The following is a 15164-nucleotide window of genomic DNA, read 5'->3' as shown; positions in this document are numbered from 1 at the left end:
CCCCTTGAGGGACCCTTGAGGGGGAGATGTCCGGCAGGACAGAGGGGGGCGCTGTCCCGCCGACATCTCGAAAATGACGCTTCGATTTGACCACCCCCGCCCTCGCCTGTAGCAGTCGACGATCCGGCAACGGCGAGGAAGCGAGGTCCCAAAATGTCGAGCGGTTTTTCCGACTTCTTCTACGCCTCGCCGGACGGGCTTGAACTCCACGCCCGCATCTACGGCGAAGCGAATTCCGGCCACTGGCCGGTCGTCTGCCTGCCTGGCCTGACCCGCAATAGCCGCGATTTTCATGAACTGGCGCTGCATCTGTCGCGGCGGGCGCAAACGCCGCGAAAAATCGTCGCCTTCGACTATCGCGGGCGCGGGCAATCCGCCTACGACCCCGATATCGGCCACTACAATATCGGCGTCGAAGCCGGTGACATCCTCGCCGGCTTGGCGGCGCTGGGCATCGACGAGGCAGGTTTCATCGGCACGTCGCGTGGCGGGCTGGTCATCCATGTGCTCGGCGCGATGCGGCCGGCAGTCCTGCGGGCTATCGTGCTGAACGATATCGGCCCGGTGCTCGAGGCCGGCGGTCTCGCCCATATCCGCTCCTATCTCGAGCGCGCGCCGAAGCCGAAAACCTATGCCGAGGCCGTCGGCGCCCAGCGCGGCGCGCATGGCAGTGACTTTCCTGCCCTGACCGAGGCGGATTGGGAGCGGATGGTAGCGGCGCTCTACCGAGAGACGGTTGAAGGATTATTGCCGGATTTCGACCCGAAGCTGGTCGAGACGCTGGCGGGACTCGACCTGACCCAGAAGCTGCCAGACATGTGGCCGCAGTTCGAGGCGCTGGCGGCAATACCCTTGCTCGCCATACGCGGCGCCAATTCGAAGCTGCTGTCCGCCGAGACTTTCGAACAGATGCGAAAGCGTCATCCTTGTGTCGAGACGATCACGGTCGAAGGCCAGGGCCATGCGCCTTTCCTCGATACCGGCGGCCTGCCCGGCGCCATCGCCGCTTTTCTGGACAGGACAGAGCAACGCTTCGCCGGGAGCCGGTTTTTTCAACGATAATGGGTCAGGCTTGTTGATTGTGCCGGCGCTTTTCTTTATCCACCAGCGCAACGGAGAGGTGGCCGAGTGGTCGAAGGCGCTCCCCTGCTAAGGGAGTAGAGGTCAAAAGCTTCTCGTGGGTTCGAATCCCATCCTCTCCGCCATGCGCTTCGCGCTTCGCGCTCGCCGCTTTTCGCCATGCGGCGATTCTGCGGCAATGCCTTGGCCGGCGACTCACAGACATCGCCGCAATTGCGGCAGGCAATTGCCGGAATCGGCCGGATTGCAAGGGCTGGCCCAATGGGTCTCCAACCTGTCTCCGGCAGCCCAATGGTTAACGGGAGCTTTCCGAGTGAGGCCAAATCGTGTCATTTGTGCAACAACGCAGGGGGATAGCACCCGCACAGACCGTTCGCCGATGCGATGGTGGTTGAACGCCGCCGCCTCATGGGTAATGTCGAATTTGAAGGAGCGGCGCGGTGCGCATCTTTTTCGGTAGTGGGGATGGGGCAGGGAACGCTGTCCTTCAGCAAAGAATACCCAGACCCGTTTTTTAACTTTTGACTGGAGGTCAGAAAATGAACATCAAGAGCCTTCTTCTTGGCTCCGCTGCGGCACTGGTCGCAGTTTCCGGTGCGCGCGCCGCCGACGCCGTCGTCGTTGCCGAGCCGGAACCCGCTGAATACGTCCGCATCTGCGACGTCTACGGCGCTGGCTACTTCTACATCCCCGGCACCGAGACCTGCCTGCGCATCGGCGGCTATGTCCGCTACGACATCGGCGTCGGCGACGTCGGCTCGTTCGACGGTGCTGAGAACTTCGACGTCGAGGACGGCGACATTCAGGACACGTACTACAAGCAGGCCCGCTTTAACCTGAAGACCTGGACCGGCCAGGAAACCGAGCTCGGCACCTTGAAGACCTACACCGAGACCCGCTTCAACTTCGGCAACCGGAACCGGCACGTCAGCAGCACATACGTCCCCGGTGTCGATCCGGACGGCGACGGTCCGCTGCCCGCGCCGCCAGGTGAGACTATCATTGATGTCGCTAACCCTGCCGAAAACAAAGGCATTTCGCTGAACTTCGCCTGGATCCAGCTCGGTGGCCTGCGCGTCGGTAAAGACGAATCGGCCTTCGATACGTTCATCGGCTACGCCGGCAACGTCATCCAGGATACGCTGGTTCCCTACGGCGGCTTCGACACCAACGTCGTCCAGTACTATTTCGACGCCGGCAACGGCTTCTCGGCCGTGGTCTCGCTCGAACAAGGTTATGGCGACTTCACGATCGACAGCTATGTTCCGCATGTCGTCGGCGGCCTGAAGTGGACGCAGGGCTGGGGCGCCATCACCGGCGTCATTGCCTACGACGCCAACTACGAAGAAGTGGCCGGCAAGGTTCGCCTCGACATCACCCCGATGGAGAACCTGTCGCTGTTCATCATGGCCGGCTACGGCACTGACGACAACTACGAGGATCCCGGCTTCGCAACACCCGTCGCCGGCGGCCGCGGCATGTACAAGCTGTGGAGCGGCAACTGGGCGGTCTGGGGCGGTGGCACCTACACCATCAACGAGAAGACCTCGTTCAACACCCAGATCTCGTATGACGAAGGCGAAAACCTCGGCATCGCTGCCAACATCGCCTATGACATCGTTCCGGGCCTGACGATCACGGCCGAAGTCGATTACCTGCACGCCGGCGACTTCGACGAGCCCGACTTCTCCAACTGGACCGCTGCGGACGACGAAGACAGCCTCGGCGGCATGCTCCGCTTCCAGCGCTCGTTCTAATCAGCAGCGTCTGACTGAACTCGAACCCGGCGGGCAACCGCCGGGTTTTTTCGTATCGGCGTGGCTGTCAAGGGCGGAATGTTTTCAGCCGAATAATGCAGCTGCACAGAATGAAAGCAGCGGCGATCCTTCGCGCCCCCCTCTGTCCTGCCGGACAGGGCTCTTCCTTCTCCCTCTGTGGGAGAAGGTGGATTGGCGCGCAGCGCCAAGACCGTTGAGGGGTGTTGGACGGAGTGCGGTTGGTGCCAAGCTGGAACACCCCTCATCCGACCGAGCTTCGCTCGGCCACTTTCTCCCACAAGGGGAGAAGGAGAGAGCCCCGGTCAAATCTCAGCAAGATCGCCCAGCGACTGTATCAGTGGCTGAATTTCGTTTTCATAATTCTTCCAGCGCTTGACCGACGATTTGTATATCGGTTGGCGAACCTGCCAGCGGCTGGGCGTGTTGACCGAACCATCCCTGTCGAAAAAGCGCAGGCAGGCGTCATCCCAAGGCAGCCCGAGATAATCTATCAGGCGGCGCGACTGGGCTTCCTGGTCCTCAACCAGCGTTTCATAGCGATTTTCGAAGATAAGGCCTGGAAAGACCTCGTTCCAGTGCCGCATCAGGCGGTCATACTCGCGATAGTACAGGCCTAGTGTATTCAGGTCGGTGTTGTAGCTGTGTGCCTCGCTGAAGTTGAGGACGAAGCAGGAGACGCAATTGTCGATGGCATCACGTCGGCAATGAATGATGCGTGCGTTGGGGAAGAGAAGGCCGATAAGGCCGATCAGTTCAAAATTGTGCGGCGTCTTGTCCACGACGCGAAGTGCGGCAGGCGCCCGCTCCCGCAAATAGGACAGATGCTCTTCGGCCAACGTTCTGGACAGGTCTTCAGTGATCGAGGTGATCGGCTGGCTCAAATCACCAGCCGATAATGTCTTGAGGCCGATCGCATTCGCGACCCGACTCAGTTTGCTAAGCTCCCCTGCGCCATGGACGTCCGGATGGCTGGCGCAGATCTGCTCCGTGAGCGTCGTCCCCGAGCGTGGCATGCCAACCACGAACACAGGCGCTTCGGAAGGATTTCCATATCCGGCGCGGTCAGCCAAAAAGTCCGGCGTGAAGGTTTCAATCATCGAATCGACCCACCGACGATACAGGTCGATATCGAACCTTTGGCCGGAGGCCTGTTTCGCCTTGTTGAAATGGTCGAATGCCTCGTCATAGCGCTTGAGGTCGTTCAGCACCTTGCCGGCGGCGTGATGGAGTTGCTGCGCGCCTTCCGAACCAAGTTTCGGATTGCCGAGCTCACGAAGGATGGATTGGAGCTCCTCGGGCTCCTCGGTGAAGTTTCGGGTCTGTACAAGATCATTGTAGGCAGCCGGCACGGCAATACGACGTTGGATTGCTTCTTTCAGATAGGCTGCGGCTTCATCCATACGCCCCAGGCCGCTGAGCGCGCTGGCCAGCCCGGCTCGCACCTTGGGATGATCGCGGTTGATTTTCAGCGCCTTTTCGTAAAGCGGCAAAGCCATGTCGGGCTTGTCGAACGCCGTGTAAGTGCGCCCCAATGCACAAAGTGCTTCGATAAGGCCGGGCTGCAGTTCCAAGGCATACTGCATATGCTTGATTGCTGGCGAATACTCGCTGACCTTCACATAGGCCTCGCCCAGGCTGAGATGATAGTACGGGTTTTTGGGTTCCTCGCCGACCGCCCGTGCGAAATATCGCAAGGCCCTCTCATCATCGTAACCCAGGTAGATGGTCCCCAGAATGTACAAGGCGAGCGGATGATTTGGCGTGCGCTCCAGGACACGAAGGCATAGGTCCTGAGCCTCGTCGAACCGCTTGGCCTGCTGAAAGGCATATGCCTGTTTCAGCAATGCGTCGTCGGCCTGCGCACGCGATTGGGCGCTTGCTTTCTGCGGGCTCACCAAAGGCTTCACTATCGGCCCCTTCACTTTCGGCGCGGGTCCGGGCTTGATGTGCTTTGACCAGGCAGGCGGGAGTCGATTGTTCATGATATCTCGCTAGCAAAAAGAGATATCTCGCTATCAAAAAGTGAGGGGGGAATCCAGCATGCTGGTTGCAGCCAAGGCTGGAGCTTGCGCGGCCAACTGTGGCGCGCTAGCAAGAAGGCCCTTTTCAAACGAGCCTTTGCCATGCGCCAGCGCCCTCCCCTCACGCCGATCGTCAGCGCGCTTCCCTCGACGGTGCCGTTTGTCGGCCCGGAGGCGCAGGAGCGGGATCGCGGTCGCGCCTTTCGCGCCCGCATCGGCGCCAATGAGAGCAGTTTTGGCCCCTCGCCGCGCGTCGTAGCCCGGATGGCCGAGACTGCCGGCGACATGTGGATGTATTGCGACCCCGACAATCACGATTTGAAGCTGACGATCGCCGCGCATCTTGGCGTTGGCGCCGAAAACGTGGCGGTCGGCGAAGGCATAGACGGGTTGCTCAGCCTGGTGGCGCGCATGTATGTGGCACCGGGCGACGCGGTGGTCACCTCGCTCGGCGCCTATCCGACCTTCAATTTCCATATTGCCGGCGTCGGCGGCCGGCTGGTCGCGGTCCCCTATGAGAACGACCGGGAAAGCCTGGACGGCCTGTTGGCTGCGGTCACCAGGGACAAAGCGCCGCTGGTCTACCTGTCCAACCCGGACAATCCGATGGGCAGTTGGTGGGAGGCGGCGGAACTCATCCGCTTCATCGAAGCCCTGCCGGAGACCACCATGCTGGTGCTCGACGAGGCCTATGGCGAATTGGGCCCTGCCTCGGCGCTGCCGCCGATCGACGTGTCGCGGCCGAACGTCATCCGCTTGCGCACCTTCTCGAAGGCCTACGGGCTGGCCGGCATACGCTGCGGCTATGCGGTAGCCGACGCTCAGGTGATCCGCGATTTCGAGAAGATCCGCAACCACTACGGCGTCAGCCGCATGGCGCAGATCGCCGGCGTCGAGGCGCTGGCCGATCAGGACTATCTGCAAAGCGTGGTGGCGCGGGTCGCTTCCGGCCGCCGGCGCATCGCCGAGATCGCCGAGGCCAATGCGCTGAAGCCGCTGCCCTCGGCTACCAATTTCGTCACCATGGACTGCGGCGGCGACGGCGCCTTCGCGCTGAAGGTGCTGCAGGCGCTTTTGTCGCGCGATGTGTTCATCCGCAAGCCGATGGTGCCGGTGCTCGACCGTTGTATCAGGGTCAGCGTCGGCCTCGACCACGAGCTCGACATTTTTGCCGAGGAATTGCCGGGTGCGCTGGCGGCAGCACGGGGAAGCTGAAAGGCGCTCTTCCTTCTCCCCTTGTGGGAGAAGGTGGATCGGCGCGCAGCGCCGAGACGGATGAGGGGTGTTGGACGGAATGCCGACGGTGCCAAGCTGGAACACCCTCATCCGACCTCGCTTCGCGAGGCCACCTTGTCCCACAAGGGGAGAAGAAGGAGTCGCGCTCTTGAATTAATTGAACGTTCGTTTTATTCTTACCCTCTCAACGAGGCTTGCATGGCGCGCACGACCGGTTCCGACGGCGAAAAGACCGAAGCAGCGGTTCGCGACGCGGCGGTCAGCCTGATCGCGCGTCTGGGCTACGAGGCGATGTCGATGCGCCAGCTGGCCGCCGAGGTCGGCGTCCAGGCGGCGGCGCTCTACCGTTATTTTCCGACCAAGCAAGACCTCTTGTTCACGCTGATGCGCGAGCACATGGAAGGGCTGATCGGGGCATGGGACGCGGCGCGCCCGGTCGCGGCCGATCCGGCGACACGGCTCGCCGCCTATGTCGAAAACCACATCGCCTTCCACATCGAACGCCGCCATTCCACCCATGTCTCGAACATGGAATTGCGCAGCCTGTCGCATGACCGCCTGACGCAGATCCTGCGTATGCGCACCGCCTATGAGAAGGAGCTGCGCGTCATCTTGCGCGACGGCGCGGAAGCCGGCGTCTTCGACGTCGAAGACACAGGGCTGACCGCCATGGCGCTGATCCAGATGATGACCGGCGTCATCGTCTGGTTCCGGCCGGGCGAGCGGCTATCGATCTCGGAGGTAACCGCCACATATCTTTCAATGACGATGCGCCTGGTTGGAGGCAAAGGCCTCTGGCGCGACAACGACCTGCAGAGCCGCAGCCGGCGAGCAAAGGACGCTGTAGCACTTTGATTTTGCGCCCTTCCCGAAATCGAATTCGATTTCGGGGCCGTGCGCCGGGAGAAACGGCATGTACACGCACACACTCAACTTCGGGCTTGACGAAGACATCGAAGCGCTGCGCGACCTGGTGCGGCGCTTCGCCCAGGACAAGATCGCCCCGATCGCCGCCGAGATCGACCGCTCGAATGAATTTCCGGCGCATCTGTGGGCCGAGCTCGGTGGGCTCGGCCTGCTCGGCATCACCGCCGATCCGGAATTCGGCGGCACCGGCATGGGCTATCTCGCCCATGTCGTGGCGATGGAGGAGATTTCGCGCGCCTCGGCCTCGGTCGGCCTCTCCTACGGTGCCCATTCCAACCTCTGTGTCAACCAGATCAATCGCTGGGCAACACCGGCGCAGAAGCAAAAATATATGCCTGCGCTGTGCAGCGGCGCAAAGGTCGGCGCGCTGGCAATGTCGGAATCCGGCGCCGGCTCCGACGTCGTGTCGCTCAAACTGCGCGCCGAAAAGCGCAATGATTGCTACGTGCTCAACGGCACCAAGATGTGGATCACCAACGGCCCGGACGCCGAGACGCTGGTCGTCTACGCCAAGACCGATCCAGAACTCCAGTCGCACGGCATCACCGCCTTCATCGTCGAAAAGGATTTCGCCGGATTTTCCGTCGCGCAAAAGCTCGACAAGCTCGGCATGCGCGGCTCCAACACCGGCGAACTGGTTTTTTCGGATGTCGAAGTGCCGTTCGACAACGTGCTGCATGAGGAAGGGCGCGGCGTCGAGGTGCTGATGTCGGGCCTCGACTACGAGCGCACGGTGCTCGCCGGCGGCCCGCTCGGGCTGATGGCGGCGTGCCTCGATGTGGCGGTCCCCTATGTGCACGAACGCAAGCAGTTCGGTCAGCCGATCGGCGAGTTCCAGCTGGTGCAGGGCAAGCTCGCCGACATGTATACGACGATGAACGCCGCGCGCGCCTATGTCTATGCCGTCGCCGCCGCCTGCGACCGCGGCCAGACGAGTCGCAAGGACGCCGCCGCCTGCGTGCTGTTCGCTGCCGAGAAGGCGACGCAGATGGCGCTCGACGCCATCCAGCTGCTGGGCGGCAATGGCTACATCAACGACTATCCGACCGGCCGGCTTTTGCGCGACGCCAAGCTCTACGAGATCGGCGCCGGCACCAGCGAGATCCGCCGCTGGCTGATCGGGCGGGAAATCATGGCGGAAGGAGTCTGATGGCGCTATCTCCTGAATTTGCCATGCTGGACGATTTGCCCCATATTTCTCGTGATATGTCATATTTTTGGAACGAGGCGGGCTATGGCGAACGGAACCGAAAAGGCTGGGTTTGACGGGAATCCGCCGACACAATTCGAGGCAGGAGCTCAAAAAACTCCGCTCCGGTTGCCAGCGAAGCGCGAGCGCGTCAGGCTTGGCGAGGGCGGACGCTTCGTTATCCCGGCTGCGATGCGCGAGGAAATCGGGGTAAAGCCTGGTGAGGACTTGATCCTTCATGTCGAGAACGGCGAGTTGCGGGTAAGGTCGTGGCTTCGGAACCTGCGGCGCGTCCAGGCCGAATTGTCAGCGTTGAAAAAGCCCGGCGAAAGTGTCGTCGACGAATTTCTGAAGGAGCGGCGGGAAGAACAGCGTCGAAGCGATAGACGTTTGGATCGGCTTCATGCCGAAGGTACGGCGAGGAAGGGAGCGAAGTGAAACCTTACGTCATGGACAGTTCGGCGGCGCTTGCGATCCTGCTTGACGAGAAAGGCACCGATATTGCCCTGGGTTTCGCGCCGGATGCGCAATGCAGCTCCGTCAATGCGGCCGAAATCATAGCCAAGCTGATCGACAGGGGACGCAGCATGAAAGAGGCCGCGGAAGACCTCGCCAGTCTCGGCATGCCGGTCGCTGCTTTCGACGAGATGATGGGCATCGCCGCCGGTCAGCTTCGCGAGCTGACGCGGCATCGCGGCTTGTCGCTGGGCGACCGGGCCTGCCTGGCCCTGGCAATTCGCGAGAACGCCATTGCCGTCACCGCCGACCGCGACTGGGGCGACCTGGATATCGGCTGCAAGATCGAACTGATCCGGTAACGCCAATGGCCCCCCTCACCTCGCAGATCTCGCCAGCCTCCGACACCTTCCGCGCCAATGCCGAGCGCATGCGGGCGCTGGTCGCCGACATTGCGCAAAAGGCGGCAACCGTCGAGCGTGGCGGCTCGGAGGAAGCGCGTGAGCGCCACCAGAGCCGCGGTAAGCTTTTGCCGCGCGAGCGCCTCGCGCAATTGCTCGACACCGGCTCGCCATTCCTCGAGATCGGCCAGTTCGCGGCGTGGTCGATGTATGGCGAGGATATCGCATCGGCCGGCATCATTGCCGGCATCGGCCGCGTCGAAGGCAGCGAAGTGATGGTCGTCGTCAACGACGCCACGGTAAAGGGCGGCACCTATTATCCGCTGACGGTGAAGAAGCATCTGCGCGCCCAGGAGATCGCGCTGCAGAACAGATTGCCTTGCGTCTATCTGGTCGACAGCGGCGGCGCCAACCTGCCCAACCAAGACGAGGTGTTTCCCGACCGCGACCATTTCGGCCGCATCTTCTACAACCAGGCCAACATGTCGGCTGCTGGCATTCCGCAGATCGCCTGCGTCATGGGTTCGTGCACCGCGGGCGGCGCCTATGTGCCGGCGATGTCGGACGAGACGATCATGGTACGCAACCAGGCGACCATCTTCCTCGGCGGTCCGCCGCTGGTGAAGGCCGCCACCGGCGAGGACGTCAGCGCGGAGGAGTTGGGCGGCGCCGAGGTCCACACACGGCTTTCCGGTGTTGCCGATCATTTTGCGCTGGACGACGAGCATGCGCTGGCGATCGCGCGCCGCATCGTCAAGAACCTCAATCGAAAGAAGCAGATCGGGCTGGCGCTACGCGATCCGATTGCGCCGCTTCATGCGGCCGAAGAACTCTACGGCATCGTGCCGACCGATCTGCGCCAGCCCTATGACGTGCGTGAAGTGATCGCCCGCATCGTCGACGGCTCCGAATTCGACGAGTTCAAGCAGAACTATGGCACCACGCTGGTCACCGGCTTTGCCCATCTCAACGGCATGCCGGTCGGCATCATCGCCAACAACGGCGTGCTGTTTTCCGAAAGCGCGCTGAAGGGTGCGCATTTCATCGAGCTGTGCTGCCAGCGCAAGATCCCGCTGATCTTCCTGCAGAACATCACCGGCTTCATGGTCGGGCGAAAATACGAGGCCGGCGGCATCGCCAAGGACGGCGCCAAGCTGGTGATGGCGGTCGCCACGGCCCGCGTGCCGAAGGTCACCATGATCATCGGCGGCTCGTTCGGCGCCGGCAATTACGGCATGTGCGGACGCGCCTATTCGCCACGCTTCCTGTGGATGTGGCCGAATGCCCGCATTTCGGTGATGGGCGGCGAGCAGGCGGCCACCGTGCTGGCCGTGGTCAAGCGCGAGGGGATCGAACGCAAGGGCGGGGAATGGAGCGCGGAGGAGGAGGCAAAATACAAGAAGCCGATCCTGATGAAATACGAGCATGAAGGCCATCCGCTGTATTCCTCCGCCCGGCTCTGGGACGACGGCATCATCGATCCGGCCAAGACGCGCGAGGTGCTGGCGCTCAGCCTGTCAGCCGCGCTGAACGCCGGGATCGAGGAGACGAGCTTCGGCGTGTTCAGGATGTGACGATGAGCGAGCCCAGGATTCGCGTTCATGTCGGCGACATCACCAGGCTGGCGGTCGATGCCATCGTCAACGCCGCCAACACCTCACTTCTGGGTGGCGGTGGCGTCGACGGCGCCGTCCACCGGGCGGCCGGCCCCGAGCTTCTGGCCGAATGCCAATCCCTCAATGGCTGCAAGGTCGGCGACGCAAAACTCACCAAGGGCTACAGGCTGCCGGCACGCTATGTCATCCACACGGTCGGACCGGTCTGGCAAGGTGGCGGCAAGGGCGAAGCCGAGTTGTTGGCCTCCTGCTACCGCCGGTCGCTCGAACTCGCCGCCGGCAAGGATTGCAGGACGGTGGCATTTCCGGCGATCTCGACCGGTGTATACCGGTATCCAAAGGACCAGGCGACGCAGATCGCCGTTGGTACCGTGAGCGCCTTCATCAGCCACAACGCGGTTCCGGAAACCGTCATCTTCTGCTGCTTCGACCAACAGACGGCGGACCTGTACCAACAGGCGTTGCTGCGCATGGCGGGAGCGTAACCGGCTCAGGTAAGAAAATCCATCCATAGTTCTCAGACTTATTTTCATTCCCCGACCTGGCCAGACGAAAGAATCGCGGCTATTGCTCATTGCAAATACCAATGGGGATTGGGCGAAGATGAGACAGCAGCTTTTTCAGAAAACAACTGTATCTGTACTTGCGGGATTGCTTATATTAGCGGCACCCGGCATCGGAGCGGCGGAACCGCTGGCGGGAAGCAAGGGCGACAAACGTTTCGCCGTCCATTTTCCGGCAGGTTCGACCGGAGACTGCCCGAAGGCCTACAAGGCCTATGTCGCGGCGAGCGGCCATTCGGCCTATGCGACGACGTTCCAATCGCGCGTGACCGACCTCTACATCATCTGCGGCTCCAAACTCAATGCACCCTCGCAACAGGCCGCGGAAGAGAGTGCGTTGGGCAATTGCCAGGCCGGCTTGACGAGATGGAAGGTCAAGACCGCGGCCGGCGGCTGCGGGATCGCCGCGTCCAAATAGGTCACGACCGGAGGAGCTTGCGAGATCGCCGCCTCCAAGTAGGCAGGCTGGCTTACCGATCCTTTGACAATGGCCGGACTGCAAAGCAGGGTGTTGCCACAGCTCGCGTGAAGGAGCATTCGCGCCGTTGGCGGCAAGCTCTGGCTTTGGAGGTCCCATGTTCGCCAAAATCCTGATCGCCAACCGCGGCGAGATCGCTTGCCGGGTGATCCGCACCGCGCGCAGGATGGGCGTGCGCACGGTCGCTGTCTATTCCGACGCCGACGCCGGTGCCTTGCATGTCGGGATGGCCGACGAGGCGGTGCATATCGGACCCTCGCCGGTCGGCGAAAGTTATCTGCGCGGCGACAAGATCGTCGCGGCGGCTTTGGCCACCGGCGCCGAAGCCATCCATCCCGGCTACGGTTTTCTGTCGGAAAACCCTGATTTCGTCGATCAGGTGACAGCCGCCGGGCTCGTCTTCATCGGCCCGTCGGCCGCCTCGATCCGCGCCATGGGGCTGAAGGACGCGGCCAAGCGGCTGATGGAGAAGGCCGGCGTGCCGGTTGTGCCGGGCTATCACGGCGAGGCGCAGGAGATCGTGCTGCTCGCCTCCAAGGCACGCGAGATCGGCTATCCCGTGCTGATCAAGGCGCGCGCCGGCGGCGGCGGCAAGGGCATGCGGCGCGTCGAACATCCCGACGACTTTTCCGAGGCGCTGTCGGGTGCGCGGCGCGAGGCCAAGGCCGCTTTCGGCGACGACCGCGTGCTGGTCGAGAAATATGTCGACAAGCCGCGCCACATCGAGGTTCAGGTTTTCGGCGATAGCTTCGGCAATGTCGTGCATCTCTACGAGCGCGACTGCTCGGCGCAGCGGCGCCACCAGAAGGTGATCGAGGAGGCCCCCGCCCCCGGGATGACGCCGGCATTGCGCAAGGCGATGACGGAGGCGGCGGTGAAGGCCGCCAAGGCAATCGACTATTCCGGCGCCGGCACGATCGAGTTCATCGTCGACGCCTCGCAAGGGCTGAAGGCCGACCGCTTCTGGTTCATGGAAATGAACACCCGCCTGCAGGTCGAGCACCCCGTCACCGAAATGGTCACCGGCACCGACCTGGTCGAGTGGCAGTTGCGGGTGGCGTCGGGCGAAAAGCTGCCGAAGGCGCAGAGCGAGATTGCGCTCTCCGGACACGCCTTCGAGGCGCGCATCTATGCCGAGGACGCGGCAAAGGGCTTTTTGCCGGCGACGGGCACGCTGCATCACCTGAAAGTTCCGGATACAGTGCCGGAGGGCGCCAGCATGCGGATCGAGACCGGCGTGCGGACCGGCGATGCCATCTCGCCGTTCTACGACCCGATGATCGCCAAGCTCGTCGTCCACGGCAAGAACAGGCAGGCGGCGCTCGAGGCACTGGGCATTTCCCTTTCGCAAACCGAGATTGCCGGCTCGACCGTCAACACCGCCTTTCTCGCGGCTCTCGCCGCTGACGCGGATTTTTCGGCAGGTGACGTCGACACCGGGCTGATCGGCAGGCACCAGCAAGCGCTGACCGCAGTGCCGCCGCCGAGCAGCGAGATCGTCGCCGCGGCCGCACTTGCGGCGTCCGGCGCCGGGGCTCAGGCGCCGACCCGCGACCCGTGGTCGTCGCTTGCCGGCTATGCGCATTTCCACGCGATGGCGCGGCGCACGCGGCTTCGCTACGGCGAGGACGATATCCTGGCGCTTGTATCGATGCGGCCGGACGGGCGCTTCCAGGTGGCACTGGACGCGCCTTATGACAGCGCGCTTGATCTTCGCGCTGCCCCTCGCCTCGCCCGCTGGCCAGGCCATGTCACTGTCTTTTCAGGCGCCGTCGGCTACAGCTTCGCGGTGCCGGACCCGTTGGCAAGGGCCGACGAAATCGCCGCCGGTGCCGACAGCCTGCGCGCGCCGATGCCGGGACTGGTCAAGCTGGTGCGCGCGGCAAAAGGCGAAACCGTCATCAAGGGCCAGCCGCTGTTGATCCTGGAAGCGATGAAGATGGAGCACACGATTTCCGCCACGCATGACGGGACGATCGCCGAGATCGCAACAGAGGGCGCGCAGGTAACCGACGGGACGGTGCTGGTGCGTTTTGCCGAGGAAGCCCACGGCTGACGCTGTTCATCCAAGGAGAGGCGACGACGGAAGACGCGCGCCACAAACGCATGACCAAGTGAAAATGGCCGGATCTGCCCCGGCCATCTCCGATTGTCGCCAGGCGAAGCCGGCGATCAAGGCTGGATCGGCGCGTATTTGCCGTCGTGCCACTGGTTGATGTCGTAGCTGACGTTCTTGAGGTCGCCCTTTTCATCGAAAGTGACAGGGCCGACGACGGTGCTGATCGGCTGGCCATTCTTCAGCGCTTCGGCAACCTTGGCCGGGTCGTCGCTGCCGGCGCGCTTGATGCCCTCGGCAAAGGCCTGGATCACGGCATAGGAGAACAGCGTAAAGCCCTCGGGCACGAAGCCGCCCGCCTTGATCTTTTCGATGGCCTGCTTGGCTTCGGGCTTCGCCTGCGGATCCGACGGGAAGACGAACATGGTGCCTTCGCCGGCCGGGCCGGCAACCTGCCAGAATTCCGGCGTGGCAATCGAGTCCGGCATGATCAGCTGGAACTTGAAGTCCTGTTCCGCCGACTGGCGCAGGATGAGGCCGGCCTCTGGGTGGTAGCCGCCGAAATAGACCACATCAGCCTTCAGTTCCTTGAGCTTGGTGACAAGCGCCGAGTAGTCCTTTTCGCCGGCGTTGATGCCCTCGTAGAGGATCTCGTTGAGGCCGTTCTGGTTCATCGTCGCCTTGACGGCATCGGCCACGCCCTGCCCATAGGCGCTCTTGTCATGCATGATGACGACCTTCTTGCCGGCGTATTTCTTGGCGATCCATGGACCGATGAAGGCGCCCTGCGCATCATCGCGCGTATAAAGGCGCATGATCGTCGGCCAGCCGGATTTCGCCGCCGCGTCCGTCAACTCCGGGTTCGACGAAGCCGGACTCATCATCATCGCACCGGCTTCGGCATAGACGGCCGAGGCCGGGATGCTCGAGCCCGAGCAGGCATGGCCATCGATGAACTTGACGCCGTTGGCGACGATGCGGTTTGCGACCGAAACCGCCTGCTTCGGATCGCATTGGTCATCCTGGACGTCGAGCTTGATCTGGCGGCCGTCGACGCCGCCGGCGGCGTTGATCGCGTCGGCGGCGGCTTGCGCGCCCTGCTTGAACTGGTCGCCGATGGTGGCAAGCTGTCCGGTCATCGGTCCGACCACCGAAAAGGTGATGTCTTCGGCGAAGGCAACCGGCGCACTCATCACCAGGCCGACTATGGCCGCACCCAAAATACCCAACTTTTTCATGGCGATACAACTCCTCCACTCGCGGGGGGGCGCGCCCCCCCCCCCCCCGGGCAGAAAAATTTTGGGTTTTTTAAAAAAAACCCACCAGGGAGATGGGCAATGCGTCCGCCCCAGTTGGGGGGGCG

13 protein-coding genes and 1 tRNA gene are annotated in these 15164 nt (G+C 62.8%); 12 read left to right on the top strand and 2 right to left on the bottom strand.

What is annotated here, in order from left to right; genetic code table 11:
- Positions 1 to 153: 153 nt before the first annotated feature.
- The 3 genes from AC0L2K_RS12440 to AC0L2K_RS12430 all read left to right on the top strand — a co-directional run bounded on the left by AC0L2K_RS12440 (position 154) and on the right by AC0L2K_RS12430 (position 2837).
- Entirely contained in the window at positions 154 to 1062 is a 909-nt protein-coding gene (locus AC0L2K_RS12440) for an alpha/beta fold hydrolase (protein WP_473531480.1), read from the top strand.
- Between the two features lie 52 nt (positions 1063 to 1114).
- Positions 1115 to 1205 (top strand) — tRNA-Ser (locus AC0L2K_RS12435).
- Between the two features lie 414 nt (positions 1206 to 1619).
- Positions 1620 to 2837 (top strand): porin, encoded by a 1218-nt coding sequence (locus AC0L2K_RS12430; protein ID WP_473531479.1) that lies wholly within the window; start codon positions 1620 to 1622, stop codon positions 2835 to 2837.
- A 323-nt stretch (positions 2838 to 3160) separates the two neighbouring features.
- Here AC0L2K_RS12430 and AC0L2K_RS12425 read toward each other — a convergent pair whose 3' ends face one another.
- Positions 3161 to 4840, bottom strand: a complete 1680-nt coding sequence (locus AC0L2K_RS12425; protein WP_473531478.1) for a tetratricopeptide repeat-containing sulfotransferase family protein — start codon at positions 4838 to 4840, stop codon at positions 3161 to 3163.
- A gap of 141 nt (positions 4841 to 4981) precedes the next feature.
- Here AC0L2K_RS12425 and AC0L2K_RS12420 point away from each other — a divergent pair, with 141 nt between their 5' ends.
- The 9 genes from AC0L2K_RS12420 (at position 4982) to AC0L2K_RS12380 (ending at position 13801) form a co-directional block, all read left to right on the top strand.
- Positions 4982 to 6094 carry a pyridoxal phosphate-dependent aminotransferase gene (locus AC0L2K_RS12420; RefSeq protein WP_473531477.1) on the top strand — a complete coding sequence of 371 codons (1113 nt, stop codon included), beginning with the start codon at positions 4982 to 4984 and terminating at the stop codon, positions 6092 to 6094.
- A gap of 219 nt (positions 6095 to 6313) precedes the next feature.
- A complete protein-coding gene (locus AC0L2K_RS12415) occupies positions 6314 to 6970 on the top strand; it encodes a TetR/AcrR family transcriptional regulator (protein ID WP_473531476.1) in 657 nt (218 codons plus the stop codon).
- Positions 6971 to 7028: 58 nt separating this feature from the next.
- Complete coding sequence (locus tag AC0L2K_RS12410) at positions 7029 to 8192, top strand: isovaleryl-CoA dehydrogenase (protein ID WP_473531475.1); 1164 nt, start codon at positions 7029 to 7031, stop codon at positions 8190 to 8192.
- Positions 8193 to 8276: 84 nt separating this feature from the next.
- Positions 8277 to 8669, top strand: coding sequence for an AbrB/MazE/SpoVT family DNA-binding domain-containing protein (locus tag AC0L2K_RS12405; protein WP_287064249.1), 393 nt, complete (start codon positions 8277 to 8279; stop codon positions 8667 to 8669).
- Positions 8666 to 9049 (top strand): type II toxin-antitoxin system VapC family toxin, encoded by a 384-nt coding sequence (locus AC0L2K_RS12400; RefSeq protein WP_473531474.1) that lies wholly within the window; start codon positions 8666 to 8668, stop codon positions 9047 to 9049. Before AC0L2K_RS12405 ends, AC0L2K_RS12400 begins: the two co-directional genes overlap by 4 nt.
- A 5-nt stretch (positions 9050 to 9054) precedes the next feature.
- Positions 9055 to 10662: a carboxyl transferase domain-containing protein gene (locus AC0L2K_RS12395; protein WP_473531473.1), complete on the top strand. Its 1608-nt coding sequence runs from the start codon at positions 9055 to 9057 to the stop codon at positions 10660 to 10662.
- A 2-nt stretch (positions 10663 to 10664) separates the two neighbouring features.
- On the top strand, positions 10665 to 11189 hold the full coding sequence (locus AC0L2K_RS12390; protein ID WP_473523333.1) for an O-acetyl-ADP-ribose deacetylase: 525 nt from the start codon (positions 10665 to 10667) through the stop codon (positions 11187 to 11189).
- 166 nt (positions 11190 to 11355) lie between these two features.
- The gene (locus AC0L2K_RS12385) at positions 11356 to 11685 is read left to right on the top strand and encodes a hypothetical protein (protein WP_473531472.1); all 330 of its coding nucleotides are present in this window, start codon (positions 11356 to 11358) and stop codon (positions 11683 to 11685) included.
- Between the two features lie 157 nt (positions 11686 to 11842).
- A complete protein-coding gene (locus tag AC0L2K_RS12380; protein WP_473531471.1) occupies positions 11843 to 13801 on the top strand; it encodes an acetyl/propionyl/methylcrotonyl-CoA carboxylase subunit alpha in 1959 nt (652 codons plus the stop codon).
- A gap of 116 nt (positions 13802 to 13917) precedes the next feature.
- Here AC0L2K_RS12380 and AC0L2K_RS12375 read toward each other — a convergent pair whose 3' ends face one another.
- The gene (locus AC0L2K_RS12375; protein ID WP_473531470.1) at positions 13918 to 15039 is read right to left on the bottom strand and encodes a branched-chain amino acid ABC transporter substrate-binding protein; all 1122 of its coding nucleotides are present in this window, start codon (positions 15037 to 15039) and stop codon (positions 13918 to 13920) included.
- Positions 15040 to 15164 lie beyond the last annotated feature (125 nt).

It is taken from the genome of Mesorhizobium sp. WSM4817, assembly GCF_055811135.1.
The sequence above is the reverse complement of the archived record's forward strand: the minus strand, read 5'-3'. Positions and strand labels throughout refer to the sequence as shown.

Coding starts and splice junctions, on each gene's coding strand:
- AC0L2K_RS12440 (WP_473531480.1), top strand. CDS start 154: ATGTCGAGCGGTTTTTCCGACTTCTTCTACGCCTCGCCGGACGGGCTT.
- AC0L2K_RS12430 (WP_473531479.1), top strand. CDS start 1,620: ATGAACATCAAGAGCCTTCTTCTTGGCTCCGCTGCGGCACTGGTCGCA.
- AC0L2K_RS12425 (WP_473531478.1), bottom strand. CDS start 4,840: ATGAACAATCGACTCCCGCCTGCCTGGTCAAAGCACATCAAGCCCGGA.
- AC0L2K_RS12420 (WP_473531477.1), top strand. CDS start 4,982: ATGCGCCAGCGCCCTCCCCTCACGCCGATCGTCAGCGCGCTTCCCTCG.
- AC0L2K_RS12415 (WP_473531476.1), top strand. CDS start 6,314: ATGGCGCGCACGACCGGTTCCGACGGCGAAAAGACCGAAGCAGCGGTT.
- AC0L2K_RS12410 (WP_473531475.1), top strand. CDS start 7,029: ATGTACACGCACACACTCAACTTCGGGCTTGACGAAGACATCGAAGCG.
- AC0L2K_RS12405 (WP_287064249.1), top strand. CDS start 8,277: ATGGCGAACGGAACCGAAAAGGCTGGGTTTGACGGGAATCCGCCGACA.
- AC0L2K_RS12395 (WP_473531473.1), top strand. CDS start 9,055: ATGGCCCCCCTCACCTCGCAGATCTCGCCAGCCTCCGACACCTTCCGC.
- AC0L2K_RS12390 (WP_473523333.1), top strand. CDS start 10,665: ATGAGCGAGCCCAGGATTCGCGTTCATGTCGGCGACATCACCAGGCTG.
- AC0L2K_RS12380 (WP_473531471.1), top strand. CDS start 11,843: ATGTTCGCCAAAATCCTGATCGCCAACCGCGGCGAGATCGCTTGCCGG.
- AC0L2K_RS12375 (WP_473531470.1), bottom strand. CDS start 15,039: ATGAAAAAGTTGGGTATTTTGGGTGCGGCCATAGTCGGCCTGGTGATG.